The 17,691-nt window shown below is 41.9% G+C and carries 17 protein-coding genes and 1 pseudogene; 10 read left to right on the top strand and 8 right to left on the bottom strand.

The window, feature by feature from the left end; all coding sequences use genetic code 11:
• Positions 1–26 precede the first annotated feature (26 nt).
• Positions 27–779 (top strand): annotated as a pseudogene (locus P2E05_RS09045) (energy-coupling factor ABC transporter ATP-binding protein); the annotation flags it as partial.
• Positions 780–862: 83 nt separating this feature from the next.
• Positions 863–1,282: a hypothetical protein gene (locus P2E05_RS09040; protein ID WP_250000413.1), complete on the top strand. Its 420-nt coding sequence runs from the start codon at positions 863–865 to the stop codon at positions 1,280–1,282.
• Between the two features lie 60 nt (positions 1,283–1,342).
• On the opposite strand, the gene purC is transcribed toward P2E05_RS09040, so the two are convergent.
• The 3 genes from purC to dapA form a co-directional block, all read right to left on the bottom strand.
• Positions 1,343–2,056 carry a phosphoribosylaminoimidazolesuccinocarboxamide synthase gene (purC, locus tag P2E05_RS09035; RefSeq protein ID WP_154624991.1) on the bottom strand — a complete coding sequence of 238 codons (714 nt, stop codon included), beginning with the start codon at positions 2,054–2,056 and terminating at the stop codon, positions 1,343–1,345.
• Between the two features lie 420 nt (positions 2,057–2,476).
• The gene (bamC, locus tag P2E05_RS09030) at positions 2,477–3,526 is read right to left on the bottom strand and encodes an outer membrane protein assembly factor BamC (protein ID WP_154624992.1); all 1,050 of its coding nucleotides are present in this window, start codon (positions 3,524–3,526) and stop codon (positions 2,477–2,479) included.
• 16 nt (positions 3,527–3,542) lie between these two features.
• On the bottom strand, positions 3,543–4,451 hold the full coding sequence (gene dapA, locus P2E05_RS09025; protein ID WP_154624993.1) for a 4-hydroxy-tetrahydrodipicolinate synthase: 909 nt from the start codon (positions 4,449–4,451) through the stop codon (positions 3,543–3,545).
• 273 nt (positions 4,452–4,724) lie between these two features.
• Between dapA and P2E05_RS09020 the strand changes: the two genes are divergently transcribed.
• Positions 4,725–5,282 carry a glycine cleavage system transcriptional repressor gene (locus P2E05_RS09020; RefSeq protein ID WP_154624994.1) on the top strand — a complete coding sequence of 186 codons (558 nt, stop codon included), beginning with the start codon at positions 4,725–4,727 and terminating at the stop codon, positions 5,280–5,282.
• 14 nt (positions 5,283–5,296) lie between these two features.
• Positions 5,297–5,767: a thioredoxin-dependent thiol peroxidase gene (gene bcp, locus P2E05_RS09015; RefSeq protein WP_154624995.1), complete on the top strand. Its 471-nt coding sequence runs from the start codon at positions 5,297–5,299 to the stop codon at positions 5,765–5,767.
• 399 nt (positions 5,768–6,166) lie between these two features.
• Here the strand turns inward: bcp and P2E05_RS09010 are convergent, their stop codons facing one another.
• Positions 6,167–6,688: an O-acetyl-ADP-ribose deacetylase gene (locus tag P2E05_RS09010; RefSeq protein ID WP_154624996.1), complete on the bottom strand. Its 522-nt coding sequence runs from the start codon at positions 6,686–6,688 to the stop codon at positions 6,167–6,169.
• A gap of 10 nt (positions 6,689–6,698) precedes the next feature.
• Positions 6,699–7,772, bottom strand: coding sequence for an AI-2E family transporter (locus tag P2E05_RS09005; RefSeq protein WP_154624997.1), 1,074 nt, complete (start codon positions 7,770–7,772; stop codon positions 6,699–6,701).
• 138 nt (positions 7,773–7,910) lie between these two features.
• Here P2E05_RS09005 and P2E05_RS09000 point away from each other — a divergent pair, with 138 nt between their 5' ends.
• Together P2E05_RS09000 and arsC are read left to right on the top strand one after the other, a co-directional pair.
• A complete protein-coding gene (locus P2E05_RS09000) occupies positions 7,911–9,374 on the top strand; it encodes a tetratricopeptide repeat protein (RefSeq protein WP_154624998.1) in 1,464 nt (487 codons plus the stop codon).
• Between the two features lie 13 nt (positions 9,375–9,387).
• A complete protein-coding gene (gene arsC / locus P2E05_RS08995; RefSeq protein WP_154624999.1) occupies positions 9,388–9,744 on the top strand; it encodes an arsenate reductase (glutaredoxin) in 357 nt (118 codons plus the stop codon).
• Positions 9,745–9,777: 33 nt separating this feature from the next.
• Here the strand turns inward: arsC and hda are convergent, their stop codons facing one another.
• The 3 genes from hda to upp form a co-directional block, all read right to left on the bottom strand.
• Positions 9,778–10,485, bottom strand: coding sequence for a DnaA inactivator Hda (gene hda / locus P2E05_RS08990; protein ID WP_196713477.1), 708 nt, complete (start codon positions 10,483–10,485; stop codon positions 9,778–9,780).
• A gap of 116 nt (positions 10,486–10,601) precedes the next feature.
• On the bottom strand, positions 10,602–11,903 hold the full coding sequence (gene uraA, locus P2E05_RS08985; protein WP_154625001.1) for a uracil permease: 1,302 nt from the start codon (positions 11,901–11,903) through the stop codon (positions 10,602–10,604).
• 64 nt (positions 11,904–11,967) lie between these two features.
• On the bottom strand, positions 11,968–12,594 hold the full coding sequence (gene upp / locus P2E05_RS08980; RefSeq protein WP_154625002.1) for a uracil phosphoribosyltransferase: 627 nt from the start codon (positions 12,592–12,594) through the stop codon (positions 11,968–11,970).
• Positions 12,595–13,032: 438 nt separating this feature from the next.
• On the opposite strand from upp, the gene purM reads away from it, so the two are divergent.
• The 4 genes from purM to ppk1 all read left to right on the top strand — a co-directional run bounded on the left by purM (position 13,033) and on the right by ppk1 (position 17,689).
• Entirely contained in the window at positions 13,033–14,073 is a 1,041-nt protein-coding gene (gene purM / locus P2E05_RS08975; RefSeq protein WP_163861446.1) for a phosphoribosylformylglycinamidine cyclo-ligase, read from the top strand.
• On the top strand, positions 14,073–14,708 hold the full coding sequence (gene purN / locus P2E05_RS08970; RefSeq protein WP_154625004.1) for a phosphoribosylglycinamide formyltransferase: 636 nt from the start codon (positions 14,073–14,075) through the stop codon (positions 14,706–14,708). The genes purM and purN overlap by 1 nt, the downstream gene beginning before the upstream one ends.
• Before the next feature lie 269 nt (positions 14,709–14,977).
• Entirely contained in the window at positions 14,978–15,565 is a 588-nt protein-coding gene (gene speG, locus P2E05_RS08965) for a spermidine N1-acetyltransferase (protein WP_154625005.1), read from the top strand.
• Between the two features lie 54 nt (positions 15,566–15,619).
• Positions 15,620–17,689, top strand: a complete 2,070-nt coding sequence (ppk1, locus tag P2E05_RS08960; protein WP_269723952.1) for a polyphosphate kinase 1 — start codon at positions 15,620–15,622, stop codon at positions 17,687–17,689.
• The last annotated feature ends 2 nt before the right edge of the window (positions 17,690–17,691 follow it).

Genomic DNA, 17,691 nt, shown 5'->3' with positions numbered 1-17,691 from the left:
CTCAATTGACACTCACGATAAATACTGGTGAAAGTGTTGCACTCGTGGGGGATAATGGCGCTGGCAAATCAACACTATTGCGGCTTATTGCAGGATTATTACGTCCAACACAAGGACAAATTCAGGTTAATTGTCACAAGCTTTCAACGCTCAACGCCATGCAACGAGCCAATCAAATTGGTATTTTATTTCAAGAAGTTGAAAAGCAAATCTTTCATAGTCGTGTGAAAGATGAAGTTGCCTTTGGGCTTCGTCGTCAGAAATTATCTCAACAAGAGATTAATGAACGCACCCTAAAAACACTGAAAAGTGTTCATCTGCAAGATGTGGCAGATAGCCACCCTCTCGATTTAAACGCGGGTCAACGACGAATGGTTGCCGTCGCCTGTTTGAGTGCTGTTGCCCCTAAAATTCTCTTATTAGACGAACCTACTCGTGACTTTGATGCATGTTGGTTGAGCCGTTTTGAACAGTGGCTCGCCTTACAGCAATCGATGGGAACAACAATACTTGCCATTAGCCATGATCTTGATTTTGTCGCACGTAATTTTAAGCGAGCTATCCACTTATCTGCGGGAACCGTGATTGCTGATGGCCCTCCGGAACATACGTTATGCCACCCTGATTTACAGCCTGATTCGGTCTTACCCGCCCCAACACTTTATTCATTGAGCAATGCGCTTGGTCTTGAACGAGAAAACGATCCTAAATGTTGGGCTAACAAATTTATTGCCAAGTCATCGACATTTATCGGTACTCACGTGATTTCGATTGATTAAACGACGCCAATATCCATAAACTGTCCACGCTGGCTAGCCTAAAAATAATAGCTTTATTCCCATTCAATAAGACGGAGAACATTATGCACACGATTAAAGCTATCTATGTAATATTTATTCTAGCATTTTCCCTTGTGGGCTATGCTTCAACAAACCCATTAACGGCTATCACCGCTGGCATGACGCCACAACAAGTGGTCTCTATTATGGGATCCCCTGCTGACTCAGCGACACAGCAAGATGCCACTCTACTGCTCTATACAAAACATTTTACAATGACGTCTTCCACCTCCTTCACCATCCAACATTTTATTTTTATTGATAATAAACTAGTAGAGTATGGTGAAAAGAATGAAAAAATGCGCCAGACGGCCTTTACACGCCACCCAGCGGCTGAGCAGCTAAAATTATGGCTATCCGAACAAGGTAAACCCGTTAACCTATCAGCGACAGCGGGCTGCCAACGGTTAAATCAACAATCTAATTGCACGAATCAACAATAAATCCCCAAAAAAAAGTCGCTCTTATATGAGCGACTTTTTAGTGACGGCTTTAATTGTTCATTAATCGAGTTCTACGCCAATACGACGAGCCACCTCTTCATAAGCTTCAATCAAGCCACCAAGGCTTTGACGGAAACGGTCTTTATCCATTTTATTTAAGGTTGCTTTATCCCATAAACGGCTACCATCTGGAGAGAACTCATCGCCGAGAACCACTTGACCTTTAAATAAGCCAAATTCAAGTTTAAAATCAACCAAGATCAACCCTGCATCGGCGAAAATCTTTGATAATACTTCATTCGCTTTATAACTTAAGCGCTTCATTTCCGCCAAGTTTTCTTTGTTTACCCAACCAAAAGTTTCACAATAGGACTCATTAACCATTGGGTCATGTTTTGCATCATCTTTTAAGAATAAGTCAAACAGTGGCGGGTTTAACACCATCCCTTCTTCAACACCAAGACGTTTAACCAAAGAACCGGCTGCTCGGTTGCGAATAACACACTCTACCGGCACCATATCCAATTTTTTGACTAGTGCTTCAGTATCAGAAAGCAACGCTTCCATTTGCGTTGGGATACCGGCTTCTTCCAGTTTGCTCATAATAAAATGGTTAAACTTATTGTTTACCATCCCTTTACGCTCGAACTGCTCGATTCGCTCTCCATCGAGTGCTGATGTATCATTACGGAATTCCAGAATTAAAAGGTCAGGATCCTCAGTGGTATAGACCGTTTTCGCCTTACCACGATACAACTCAGCTTTCTTTTGCATCTTACACACTCCAGAGATGGGATTATTCAATTAGGATATCAACCTGCAAAATGACACCCGCAGATTCAGATAAGTAACCGCAGAAGGGGTTAAATCTGCTCTCTACCGTTACTTATCTGCTCTGTTTTGATAAGTGATTGAATAAATGCATCTAATTCTCTAACTAACTGATATTAAATATTTTATCTACCTCACCTATTTATGATAATAAAATTCACGTGTAGACGCAAACGATTACTTAAGCTTAAACACTGGTTTTTTGTCCATTGACAGCGAATTTTAAAATTCAGGTTTTAAAGAAGTCATCAAGGTGGCTCTTTTTATGCCGTTGACCATGAAGAGAGTTAAGACAGGATTGTGAGTTATAAAAAAAGCCGTGACCCAATATCGCTGGATCACGGCTTGATAAGTCAGAAAAAATTACTTATTACCCACTTTACTGAAAGCGGCTTTCAAGGCAGCAACCATATCATCATTTTGTTTCTGAGTTAATGGTACACCTTTGGTGTTGATAAACTGTAGGCTACTACGGTTATTCAAATCACCCACTTGAATTTTATAATCTGCTTCAGGAATGGAAGGATCATCAATACCTAAATTCTGCCATTCGGAACTACTTAGCCCCTTATAGGTGACCATAACAGAACCATTTGAACGGCTACGGTCACCCACCTTCATACCAACGCTTTCGAGAGTACGTGGCAAACGTTCCCAAACTGCATCAAATGGCGCACGTACGATAACCACAGGTAAACCTGTAGAATCACTACCTGATTGAACATCAATGATGCCATAAGCACTTTGAATGCTGTTTTTATTCGAGGTATCACGTAGTGCGTACAGGCTCTCAGTTAATTCATTCAACAATAATTTATTGTAACGCTGAATTTCGGCCTGATCGTTAATCGACTCTGTACCTTGGCGCAAGCCTAAGTTGGTGACAGTCAATGCGATCATCCCGCCTTGCGGCTGAACAGTCACTTTATGACGACTTTCTAACGGAACATCTTCGTCTGCACGTTCCCATTTCACCCAATCGGTTTCAATCGCGTGCGAACCATCATCCTTAGAAGAAACAGGAATATTACGTTGTTCCAAAATCATTGCGACTTGTGACCAAAGCGCACTATTTTCAGGTGTATTCTCAAGCAACAAACGGCTTGCTTCAGCGCTATCTTCAGTACGTGAACCCGCGAGTTGCGAGATAGACAATACTGGAGGGCGAATATCAAGTGCTTTACCTACTGGGCCCGATGAGGTGACTTTAGGGATTTCATATTCACCATTTTGCAATGGTAATGTCATTCCCTGAGGTATATTTAACACTTTCAATGGCGCGGCATCGAGATAGTCTTCGTTACCGCTGACCTGACGTTTATAGCGCTGATCGCTGGAGCAGGCTGCCAGTAACACAACGAGTGACAGGCCAGCAACCTTCATAACCTTCGATTTTTGCAATAGTGTTGCCATTAAAATTCCCTAAATTTTACAGTAACCCAGCGAGTTTCAGGGCTTCTTCCACTTTTTGTTGACCGGCTGCGGTTAACGGTGTCATTGGTAACCGTAATGTATCGTCAGCAATCAAGCCAAGGCGGTGGCAGCCCCACTTCGCTGGAATTGGATTAGGCTCAACAAATAACTGATGATGCAAACCCATCAGACGTTTGTTTAATTCACGAGCCTCAGTATATTTGCCCGCAAGCGCTAAGTCACACATTTTTACCATTTGTGCGGCAGCAACGTTAGCAGTAACAGAAATAACGCCCTGACCGCCCAACTGCATGAAGTCAAGTGCGGTTGCATCATCACCAGTGAGCAGAACAAAATCGTCATTAACCAGTTCTTTGATTTGATGAACCCTTGCTAAGTTCCCTGTCGCCTCTTTAATTGACACAATATTCGCCAATTTAGCTAAGCGCCCCACTGTTTCTGGTAATAAATCACATCCTGTGCGTGATGGTACATTATAGAGAATTTGAGGCAAGCTCGTGTTTTCTGAAATTGCTTTAAAGTGTTGATACAAGCCTTCTTGTGAAGGTCTATTGTAATACGGTGTCACTGTCAGGCAGGCAACCACTCCGGAATGTTCAAACTCTCTTGTCAACGAGATAGCTTCTGCGGTCGCGTTCGCCCCTGCTCCAGCAATAATAGGAATACGCCCATCGGCAAGTTCCAACGTGGTGTGAACGACTTCAACATGTTCTTTATGCGTTAAGGTTGCCGACTCACCTGTGGTCCCAACAGAGACAATGGCGGAGGTACCGCTCTCAACATGGTAATCAACCAATTTTTTCAAGCTTTGCTTATCCAAACGCCCATTTGAATCCATTGGTGTAATTACTGCAACAATACTGCCAGTTAAAAACGCTTTATAGTTTGTGTTTGAATGAGACATAGCTATACCCCCTAAATAGTTTAGTCTCCATGGTACTTTTTCATTTGAAAGAAGAAAACCACCCAACCACAGGTTTTTAATGAATTTTGTTAATACCGCCATGAATAACTTAAACAGAAGTAATAATTCTCGATCATTCTTCGCAAGAGTGAATCTGCCTACTTGGCAGATTCTCATTTTTATGGTTTCCTTACCGATATCAACAAGCAGATTTTATGCTTGGAATCTTGAAGCTAAAACGTGGATCTGCCAATTAAAAATAAGGAACAGACTTTGCCTAAGACAGAACAGCAATTTCTTGTGATTACTGCGCTAGGAACCGATCGTCCGGGCATTGTGAATACTATTACACGTCTTGTGAGCGAGTGTGATTGCAATATTGAAGACAGCCGTTTAGCCATGTTTGGTAAGGAATTTACCTTTATTATGATGCTTTCCGGTAGTTGGAACGCGATAGCCCAAATTGAAGCTATTCTACCGCTGAAAGGGGCCGAACTTGATCTGTTGATTGTGATGAAGCGTACGCAAAGTGTACAAACAACCGATTATCCATCAACAGTCACAGTGAACGTTATGGTTGATGATGCACCGCGTATCGTAGAACAATTTACGAATTTATTCACAACTCAACAATGTAATATCGCGGAGCTTGTGTCAAAAACACAACCCGCAAACAATGGCATGCCGGCTCAGCTCGAAATTCAAATTACAGCGCATCATCCATTGGATGATAATGGCATAATTATAAAGAATAAATTTCAACAACTATGTACAATACTCAATGCAAAAGGCAACATAAGCATTGTTAATAATCCTAAAATGCAGAGTTAACGGAGATATATGTAATGAACCCATTGAAAGCCGGTGATAAGGCGCCTCAATTTAGCCTTCCTGACCAAGATGGTGAAATCATCAATCTTTCAGATTATCAGGGTCAACGCGTATTAGTTTACTTCTACCCTAAGGCCATGACCCCAGGATGTACAGTCCAAGCATGTGGTCTGCGTGACGAAATGGATACACTTAGACAAAAGGGTGTTGAAGTTTTAGGCATTAGCACAGATAAACCCGAAAAATTGTCTCGTTTCGCTGAAAAAGAAATGTTGAACTTCACACTGCTCTCAGATGAAGATCATCAAGTTTGTGAACAATTTGGTGTTTGGGGTGAAAAACAGTTCATGGGGAAAACTTATGATGGCATCCATCGTATTAGTTTCCTTGTTGATGCAAATGGAACTATTGAACATGTATTCGATAATTTCAAAACCAGCAATCACCATGAAATTGTTCTCGAATACATAAATAGTCACGCTTAATATTTTACCTGATAGGGTTGTTAAGCTTTACACAACCCTCTCTTCTTTCTCCAGCAACCTTAATCCTACCGCGCAAAAGACAGGACAATCAAAAACTAACGATGATTGTTCATCTGAACAGTATCAATACCTCTATTCTTCGCTGAACGCGAAACAAAGATAGAGACAGCTTATTGCTATGATATTCAAATTCATCCCATTCATGTTCCGGCATTATCGACAGAGAGGACAAGACAATGAATCTCGATGAATAGCCAACCAAACAACAAAAATAAACCGGTTACTGCTCCCGTTGGAGCAATAACCTCTTTAGCGTCAGCAAGCGTAACTCGATATAGGTTAATCTAAGCCAGATTGAACCGATAAAATCATGAACAATAACGCTTCCACAATCCTGTTTTATTGTTGCAGTTGCTGTTGATATAAATGGTAATTTTCTGCATCGAAGCACATGAAAATGACTTTCATCGGCAACGCATGAGCGGCAAGGTAATTTACGACGGTTTCGCAAGCAACCTGTGCAGCTAATGCCTTAGGAAAACCATAGATCCCAGTGCTAATATTGGGAAATGCGATGGTCGCGACCTTATACTGGCTGGCCAATTGTAAGCAGGATAAATACGCATTTGCTAATACCTGTGTTTCACCGTATGTTCCGTCTTGCCATACCGGCCCTACCGTATGAATAACATATTTAGCAGGCAAACGACCCGCTGTCGTTATAACTGCATGCCCAGGTTTACACCCTCCCTGTTTAGCTCTAATTTGGCGGCATTCATCAAGAATTGCACTGCCTCCTGCACGGTGAATAGCGCCATCGACGCCACCACCGCCTAATAAAGAACTATTCGCTGCATTCACGATAGCATCGACGGTAACTTTAGTGATATCACCTTGTTGTAACTCGATATTAGCCGGCATTGTCGCCCCTTCACTCCAGTTTAGCTTGGTTTTCCGTTGTTTCTTCAGGCCAGACGTTAATCACCGCTTTGATCAATGTGGCTAACGGTATCGCAAAAAATACGCCCCAAAAACCCCATAATCCCCCAAAAATCACTACCGATAATATAATCACAAGCGGATGAAGATTCACGGCCTCAGAAAAGAGTAGCGGAACGAATAAATTACTGTCTAACCCTTGAATAACAAGGTAAACAATGATTAGCGACCAAAAATCACTGCCGATCCCCCATTGAAACAACGCCACAAGAACCACTGGGATGGTTACCGCCACGGCACCAATGTAAGGGATCAATACCGACACCCCGACCAGTACCGATAATAACACCGAATAACGCAAGTCAAAGTAAGCGAACCCCGCATAGGTACAAACGCCAACAATGATCATCTCAGTGACTTTACCACGTAAATAGTTGGTAATTTGTTGGTTCATTTCTATCCATACTTTCCCCACCAATAAACGGTTTCGTGGAAGGACTTTTTGGACACTATTAATGATTTTTTGTTTATCTTTTAATAAGAAAAATGTCATTAGAGGCACAAGAACGGTATAAATAGCTAAAGTAAATACACCGATTAAAGAAGCCACCGACATTTTCACGACGGATTCCGCCATCCCTGACAAACGACCACGTAAATTATCAGCCATCATATCAATGATACCCGCGTCAACTAAAGCCGGATATCGTTCAGGTAAGGTTTGTGCGAATTCGTTAAAACGATTTACCATATTTGGCAAATCCCCTACCAGATTAATCCCTTGTTGCCATGCCGTTGGTGCAATAATTAAAATGACCATGGCACTAATTCCCGCAAACAAGGTCAAAATAATCGTAACCGCAACAACACGAGAGCAACCAATACGCTCAAGTAAATGTGTCGGCCATTCAAGTAAGTAAGCTAAGGCGATAGCGACCAACAACGGAGCTAATATATTGCTAAAGAAAAAGATGATACAGAAGCCAACAATGAGCAACGTAAACAACGCAACAGCCTGAGGATCAGCAAAGCGTCGCCGATACCATTGTAATAGCATTTCCAACATATATAGCTCCTTGGGAAGTGATGCTTTAAAGACAGTTCCTAAATTAGCGAAAATTATACCAATTAACAGACATTTCGATAGCTTTTGCTATCATGGATTAAGCTGAAAATTAATCGTTGTACGGGATGCAATTTTTTCATGAATAAAAAACTGAAAAATCCACTTCTAGTTTTATTGATAGCAGCGTGCGTCAACGGCGCGACATTCCCCGCATACAGTGCCGTTGAGGACACGCTTCCAGACATCGGTACGACCGCTGGCGGTACGCTGAGTATCAACCAAGAAATTATTATGGGTGATGCGATCACGCGCCAAATTCGTGCAAGTACCCCGTTGATATATGACCCTCTCCTCAATCAATACATCAATAAGCTCGGTATGCGATTAGTCAAAAATGCGGATTCCGTTAGAACACCTTTTAAGTTCTATTTAGTGAATAATCCGAACATTAACGCTTATGCCTACTTTGGTGGTAATGTCGTATTGCATTCAGCACTTTTTCGTTACAGCCAAAACGAGAGTCAACTTGCCTCTGTGATGGCTCACGAAATCTCTCACGTGACGCAACGCCACCTTGCACGTATGATGGAAGACCAAAAAAGTACCACACCGCTTGCTATAGCTGGCACTATTGGTTCACTCTTATTGGTCATGGCAAACCCACAAGCCGGATTTGCGGCCTTAACAGGAACAATGGCCGGCGTTCAGCAAGGTATGATCAGCTTTACTCAAGCTAACGAGCAAGAAGCAGACCGCATCGGCTTACAAACACTAAGACGCGCAGGCTTTGACCCTCATGCTATGGCTGACTTTATGCAAACCATGTCAGACCAAACTCGTTACATGTCAAAGCCACCTGAAATACTGTTAACGCACCCATTACCCGATAGCCGTTTAGCGGATGCGCGTAACCGCTCTAATCAGTACCCCAAACTCACCGTACCGTCTTCCGATGATTTTATGTATGCACGAGTGCGTATCTTATCAATGTATACAGCGGGACAACAGCATGCCCTTGACCAAATTCTTGAAAATTATAGTCAAGGCACGGCGCAAGAACGCATGGCCGCGGACTACGGTAAAGCATTAAAATTATCACAAGATAAAAAATATGCTGAGGCAACTAAAATCATGGCGAGTTTGCTGGAAAAACAACCCGATAACCCATGGTTTATCGATAGTATGACCGATTTAGATATTGAACAACGTCGTTCATCCCAAGCCGTGACCCGCTTACAAAACGCATTGAAAAAATCGCCTAATAACCCTGTATTACAAATTAACCTTGCCAATGCGTTAATTAATAATAAACAGTATCAAAATGCGAGTTCTTTGCTGAATAAATATACATTCAATAATCCTGACGACCCAAATGGGTGGGATCTATTAGCAGAAACGTCCGCCAAACAAGGCAAACGGAATGAAGAGCTGGCCGCCTATGCGGAAGGAATGGCATTACGGGGTAACTATGATAATGCGATCAATTATCTTAGCGAAGCCAGCCGTAAAAGTCGTTTAGGCAGCTATGAACAGCAACGCTATGATGCACGTATTGATGAATTAAGAAAGTTACAATTAAGAGACAGTAAAGCCAAACCGTAAGGAAATGATGACCATGACGGACACAATAACCATTTATCATAATCCACGTTGTTCTAAAAGCCGTGAGACCCTAGCCCTATTAGAATCCAATGGGGTTACACCGACTATCGTCGAATACTTGAAAAATCCACCTAGTGTTTCTCAACTAAAACAATTGTTAAAGGCGTTAGGCTTTGCAGATGCTCGCCAACTCATGCGCACGAAAGAAGAGTGCTATAAAACACTAAATTTAGGGGAAACCACTTTAACGCAAGAACAACTCATTCAAGCCATGCATGAAAACCCAAAACTGATTGAGCGCCCTATTGTTGTCAAAGGCAAACAGGCAAAACTAGGACGTCCACCCGAGCAAGTCCTTGAGCTTTTATAAGGATACAAAAAAGGCAGCTAAGAGGCTGCCTTTTTATAACTGGAGGATATCTTTGACAAAAGGAATTGTCAGTTTACGTTGTGCAACAATTGATGCATGATCCAGTTTGTTCAAAATATCAAATAACGTCCCCATTTTTCTGTCTAGACGTTTTAACACAAAGCGACATACATCTTCTGGTAATTCAAAACCACGCATCCTAGCGCGTAGCTGCAACGCACAGATTTTGTCTTCATCACTCAGTGGATGCAGTTTATAAATTTGCCCCCAATCTAGACGAGAGGCTAAGTCAGGAAGAGAAAGTTCAATTTGCCTTGGTGGCCTATCACCTGTGATCAACAAGCAGGTACGACCGATTTCTAAAATACGGTTATACAGATTAAAAATCGCCATTTCCCATTCAGGATCACCCGCAATACACTGAATGTTATCGATACAAACCAAAGAAAGGTGTTCCATACCTTCCAAAACTTCAGGAACAAAATAGGCACGTTTATCGAGTGGTACATACCCTACCGCCATATCTTGTTCGGAAAGTTCAGCGCAAGCGGCATGCAATAGATGGCTTTTTCCTCCACCTTCACGAGACCAGTAATAAATATAGCTACCGTGGGGTTGATTAATGGCGAGTTTAATCGCAGACAACAACGCTTCATTTTCGCCTGCATAAAAGCTAGCAAACGTTTCATCATCAGGTAGATAGAGTGGTAGTGAAAGTTGCGATGGCGTGTTCAGAAGCACCTCTGGCTGTGCAAAACAATTAACAGTAGAAAGTTTACCATAAATTTCAAGCATAAATGAACAAGAAGAAACTCAATTGCCGATGCTTTCATCACATCGGCAATTGCAGAATGCTTTTATTTCTTAGACTGGTGAGTCTCTATTTCTTCAAGGTCTGACGTTACAAATTGTTTTTCAGGACGCACAAAAGTAATAAAACGGAATACTAAAGCCATCACAATACCAACAATTGTTGCTAAGGCCATGCCTTTCAGTTCCGCTTGACCGATATGGATCACCGCCCCACTGACACCAATGATTAAGATGACAGAGGTTAGGATTAAGTTTTGCGGTTTATTATAATCAACCTTCGAGTCAATAAGAACACGAATACCGGACGCACCAATGACACCATAAAGTAATAATGAAACCCCACCCATGACAGGTACTGGCACTAACTGAATCGCAGCGGCTAATTTACCTACACACGAAAGCAAAATAGCAATCACAGCCGCACCACCGATAACCCACGTACTGTAAACCTTAGTAATTGCCATGACCCCGATATTTTCACCATACGTGGTATTCGGTGTTGAGCCAAAAAAGCCAGAAATGACAGTAGAAAAACCATTTGCAAACATAGAACGGTGCAAACCAGGATTTTTCATTAAATCACGCTCAACAATATTTGCCGTCACAACTAAGTGACCGACGTGCTCAGCAATGACAACTAACGCAGCAGGTAAGATAGTTAAGATAGCGAACCATTCAAAACGTGGTGTATAAAAAGTCGGTATTGCAAACCATGGCGCTTCAATGACAGGTGTAAAATCCACGATCCCCATAAAATAAGACAACGCATATCCCGCCAAGAAACCAATTAAGATAGGAATAATGGATAAAAAGCCGCGGAAGACAACAGCACACAACACGGTCACCACCAGTGTGGTAATCGAAATGATTAAGGTACTTGAATCGACTGGAGCGCCTTCTTTAGGCAACAAACCCGCCATTCCCGCGGCTGTTTGTGCTAATTCGAGGCCGATAACCGCAACAATGGCGCCCATTGCCGCGGGTGGAAACATGACATTTATCCAACCTCGACCCGCAACTTTGACAATTAACGCCACAATACAGAATAAGACACCACAAATAATAAAGCCGCCTAATGCCAATTCATAACCAAGAGGTAGCAAAATCATCACGGGTGAAATAAAAGCGAAACTGGAACCTAAATACGCAGGAATCTTCCCTTTACAGATAAATAGATAAAGTAAGGTGCCAATACCGTTAAACAACAAAATCGTTGCTGGGTTAACACCAAACAAAATGGGTACAATCACTGTCGCGCCAAACATGGCAAATAAATGTTGAAAACTTAGCGGTATGGTTTGTAGTAGTGGTGGCCTTTCTTCAACACTAATCGCACGACGTGTCATTTTTTCATCCCCTTAATGCATTTTTATCATCAAAAAAAAGCCGACTTCTAAAGTCGGCTAATTATTATTTAGTACCAAATATCTTATCGCCAGCATCACCTAGCCCAGGAACAATATAACCATGTTCATTTAGGTATTGATCAATGGACGCGGTATAGAGCTCGACATCTGGGTGAGCTTCTTCAAGTGCTTTAATCCCTTCAGGTGCTGCAACCAGCACTAATACTTTAATTGATTTACAGCCCGCATTTTTCAACAGGTCGATCGTGGCGATCATTGACCCACCCGTTGCCAGCATTGGGTCAACAACCAAAGCCATACGCTCATCAATATTGGAAACTAATTTTTGGAAGTAAGAGACAGGTTTAAAGGTTTCTTCATCACGATACACACCGACAACACTGATTCGAGCGCTTGGAATACTTTCTAGAACGCCATTCATCATGCCGATACCTGCACGGAGAATAGGTACAACAGTGATTTTTTTCCCTTTAATTTGCTCTATTTCTACAGGACCACACCAACCTTCAATGGTAACTCTCTCAGTTTCTAGGTCAGCGGTTGCTTCATAAGTTAGTAGGCTACCAACCTCTGAGGCCAGTTCACGAAAGCGTTTGGTGCTTATATCATGATCTCGCATCAGGCCGAGTTTATGTTTAACGAGAGGGTGTTTTACCTCAACGATCTTCATGGAATTCTCCTACTATTTTAGACGTCAGCGCACAAAAAAATCGCGGGATTATACCTCTTTTTATGGAAGATGCCACTATGCCATGTTTGATTGATGTCAAAACAATCAGAAATAGCTTATTTTTAAACTCACCATTTCACTCAATATGCCAATAGCACATTCCACTACCTTGAACCGAATAACCGCATGCATGCAATGAAATATATTCAATAAAATCACAATGTAAAATTATAGATGCTCAATCGCATTTTACCTTATGTAAACGGTATAAATATTTGCAACAAGCATTCCCCCATAAACACTAAAGCTTCATTTCGCTACGATAAAAAACACGATGATGATTTCATTCATAAAGCTATCGCAAACGTTTGCTTAGCCTGTTAGAATAGCGTTTATTGAAGTCTATTTTTCCAAAACACAATTGCCTTGGGGGCCGTAGTGACTGATAAAACCTCTCTCAGCTATAAAGATGCCGGTGTTGACATTGATGCAGGTAATGCATTGGTTGAACGTATTAAAGGCGTAGTGAAAGAAACTCGCCGACCAGAAGTTATGGGAGGATTGGGAGGGTTTGGTGCGTTATGTTCCCTGCCACAAAAATACCGGGAACCTGTGTTAGTTTCAGGTACAGATGGCGTTGGTACTAAACTGCGCCTTGCAATGGATTTAAAACGCCACGACACGATCGGCATCGACTTGGTCGCTATGTGCGTTAATGACTTAATTGTACAAGGTGCCGAACCGCTATTTTTCTTAGATTATTACGCAACAGGCAAGCTGGATGTTGATACCGCAGCAAGTGTGATCACAGGTATCGCAGAAGGTTGTAAACAATCAGGTTGTGCCCTTGTCGGGGGAGAAACCGCGGAAATGCCCGGTATGTACCACGGTGAAGACTATGATGTTGCTGGATTCTGCGTTGGTGTTGTTGAACGTTCCGAGATCATTGATGGTAGCAAGGTTAGTGCCGGTGATGCACTGATCGCATTAGCATCAAGTGGCCCCCACTCTAATGGTTACTCATTAGTACGTAAAATTCTTGAAGTGAGTCAAACCGACCCAGAATCAACAGACCTTGAAGGTCAATCACTGGCTGACCACCTATTAGCACCAACACGTATTTATGTAAAAAACGTCCTTGAGCTGATTGAAAAATGTGATATCCACGCAATCGCACACATCACTGGCGGTGGTTTCTGGGAAAATATTCCTCGTGTATTGCCTGAAAATACACAAGCACAAATTGATAAAGCGAGTTGGCAATGGCCTGCGGTATTCAATTGGTTACAAAAAGCAGGCAGTGTGACAGATCACGAAATGTATCGCACCTTTAACTGTGGTGTCGGCATTATTATTGCCTTGCCACAAAATGACGTTGATGCGGCACTCACGCTGCTCAACGGTTTAGGTGAAAAAGCATGGCAAATCGGTTCTATTGCTCAGCTTCCTGCGGGTGAAGAACAGGTTGTTATCCGCTAATGAAAAAAATTGTTGTTCTTATTTCAGGCAGCGGCAGTAATTTACAATCGCTGATTGATGCGACGTCCAATGGCCTTCAGGCGCAGATAGTGGCTGTCATCAGTAATCAACCCGATGCTTATGGGTTGATTCGTGCACAAAAGGCAGGGATCCCTGCCTTAACGCTAAGTGCAAAATCATTGGCAAGTCGTGAAGAATATGACGCTGCATTGATGGCAATGATGGATGGATATCAGCCTGATTTAGTGGTGCTTGCTGGGTTCATGCGCATCTTAACGGCGGACTTCGTGAAACATTACGCGGGAAAAATGCTGAATATTCACCCTTCTCTATTACCGAAGTACCCCGGATTACATACCCACCGCAAGGCAATAGAGAACGGCGATAGCGAACATGGGACTTCCGTGCATTTTGTCACTGAAGAGCTAGACGGCGGTCCTGTGATATTACAAGCCAAAGTGCCTATTTTTGCAGAGGATAGTGAAGAAGCGGTTGTAGAGCGAGTGAAAGCACAAGAGCACAATATTTATCCACTTGTTGTGCAATGGTTTATCGATGACCGTTTAGTCATGAAAGATAATCTTGCTTATTTAGATGGTCAATGTTTGCCACCACAAGGCTATGCAAATGAATAGCCTAATCACTGTCCAACGCTAGACCATGACATTCACTAAGGGCAAAGAGAGATCTCTGCCCTTTTTGTTGGATAAGCCACTCTATCCGCGACAAAGTGCGTTAATCTTCACCACTTAGTAGAGCCTCCTGCTTTGTGTCATTATTTTATCGTAAATTAGTGGTATCCTTATTGGTTAAGAGTGAAAATAATTCGTGGCATTTATTTGTCTTTATGACTTAAAAATATCGATAGTAGATGCGTATCTTTTAAATAGAATTGAGGTGTTATATGACGACCGGGCAAGTTCATCCGTTTAGGTTGCGCCCACTTGAACGTGAAGATTTAGCGTTTATCCATCAACTTGATAATAATGCCAGTGTAATGCGTTACTGGTTTGAAGAGCCTTATGAAGCTTTCGTTGAGTTGAGTGATCTCTATGATAAACATATTCATGACCAATCTGAGCGGCGCTTTATTGTTGAAAATGACAGTGAAAAAGTTGGCTTAGTGGAATTGGTTGAAATCGATTATGTTCACCGTCGTTCTGAGTTTCAGATTATCATTGCTCCGAGCCACCAAGGCCATGGCTACGCAACACGTGCAGCTAAACTCGCAATGGACTATGCTTTCTCTGTTCTCAATTTATATAAACTTTACCTCATCGTGGATAAAGAAAATATCAAAGCTATCCACATATACAATAAACTGGGCTTCCATACGGAAGGCGAGCTTATCGATGAGTTTTTCGTCAATGGTCGCTATCATACCGCGATCCGCATGTGTATTTTTCAACACCAATACTTTGCAAGCAAAGCTCAGTCTGCAAACCCTGAAAGTGTTGTTAATCCACATGCCACAATTAAGCAGCACGTTTAAGGTAAGGTAATTATTCATCCTTAAGTTTATCTATTCCTACAATATGGAGCAACGATGTCCCAAGAACGTCTATACCACGAAAAAGAGCTAAGCTGGCTTGCTTTTAACGAACGGGTTTTACAAGAAGCAGCAGATAAGCGAAACCCTCTTATCGAGCGTATGCGTTTTTTAGGTATTTATTCCAATAACTTAGATGAATTCTACAAAGTCCGTTTTGCCGATGTAAAACGTCGTATCTTAATTAACGAAGAGCGCGGCTCCGCCAGCGGCGCTCGTCATTTACTTAAACGTATTCAAAATAAAGTTGCTAAGCAGGATCAAGAGTTCGATATTTTGTACAACGACCTCTTGCTTGAAATGGCTCGCAACCAAATTTTCTTAATTAACGAACGGCAAATATCCCCTCGCCAACAAATTTGGTTACGCCAATATTTTCGTCAACACTTGCGTCAACATATTACGCCAATCTTGATTAATCCCGATACTAACTTGGTGGAGTTCTTAAAAGATGACTACACCTACTTAGCTGTTGAGATTATTAATAGCAGTAATGTGCAATATGCTCTCTTAGAAATTCCGTCAGATAAAGTTCCTCGGTTTGTTAATCTGCCACCCGAAATGCCAAAACGCCGCAAATCGATGGTTCTGATTGATAATATTTTACGTTACACCTTGGATGAAATTTTTAAAGGATTCTTTGATTACGACGAATTAAATGCGTATTCCATGAAAATGACCCGTGATGCAGAATATGATATCGCGACAGAAATGGAATCAAGTTTACTTGAAATCATGTCATCAACACTCAAACAGCGGCTCACGGCTGAGCCTGTGCGTTTCGTCTATCAGCGTGATATGCCTGACGAAATGGTCGCTGTACTACGTGAAAAATTAGGTTTATCCAATGACGACTCCGTGATCGCTGGCGGCCGTTATCACAATTTTAAAGATTTTATTAATTTCCCTAATGAAGGAAATAAAAGTCTACTCAATAAACCTTTACCTCGGCTGCGTCACCGCTGGTTTGACAATTTCCGTAACGGCTTTGATGCCATTCGCGAACGGGATGTTTTGCTCTACTACCCTTATTATACTTTTGAGCACACATTAGAACTATTAAGACAAGCTTCTTTTGACCCGAGTGTCTTATCAATAAAAATTAATATTTATCGTGTTGCCAAAGACTCACGCATTATTGATTCCATGATCCATGCGGCCCATAACGGTAAAAAAGTCACAGTGGTGGTTGAATTACAAGCCCGCTTTGACGAAGAAGCCAATATTCACTGGGCCAAGCGACTCACAGAGGCTGGGGTACACGTTATCTTCTCGGCTCCTGGCCTAAAAATTCATGCCAAGCTATTTATTATTTCACGCATGGAAGAAGGTCAAATTATTCGATATGCCCATATCGGAACAGGTAACTTCAATGAAAAGACGGCTCGTCTTTATACCGACTATTCATTACTCACTGCGAACGAGCAAATTACCAATGAAGTTCGCCGCGTGTTTAGTTTTATTGAAAACCCATACCGTCCTGTCACTTTTGACAATTTAATGGTTTCACCACAAAACACACGCCTCAAGCTCAATGAACTCATTGACCAAGAAATGGCGAATGCCCAAGCCGGTTTACCAAGCGGCATTACTTTAAAAATCAATAATTTGGTTGATAAAGAGCTGACCGACAAGTTGTATGACGCCTCCAATGCTGGCGTCAAAATTCGTTTATTAGTCAGAGGGATGTGCTCACTCGTTGCTGGGCAACCTGGGTATAGTGAAAATATTCAAGTCACCAGTATTGTTGATCGCTTTTTAGAGCATGACCGTGTTTATGTATTTACGAATGCAGGTGATGAAAAAGTCTTCATTTCATCGGCTGACTGGATGACCCGTAATATTGATTATCGGATTGAGGTGGCCGTCCTCCTAGTGGACTGTCGACTGAAACAGCTAGTTTTAGATATCCTTGAATTACAATTTAACGATACCGTTAAGGCGCGTTATGTTGACAAAGATCTCAGTAATCATTATGTTCCCCGCGGTAATAAGCGCAAAATTCGGGCGCAACTTGCTGTTTATGACTATTTGAAATCACTAGAAACGCCTGAGACAAGGTCTTAATA

Source organism: Providencia stuartii, from assembly GCF_029277985.1.
Lineage (GTDB): Bacteria > Pseudomonadota > Gammaproteobacteria > Enterobacterales > Enterobacteriaceae > Providencia > Providencia zhejiangensis.
Note: the sequence above shows the minus strand (reverse complement) of the source record. Positions and strands in the feature narration are given on the sequence as shown.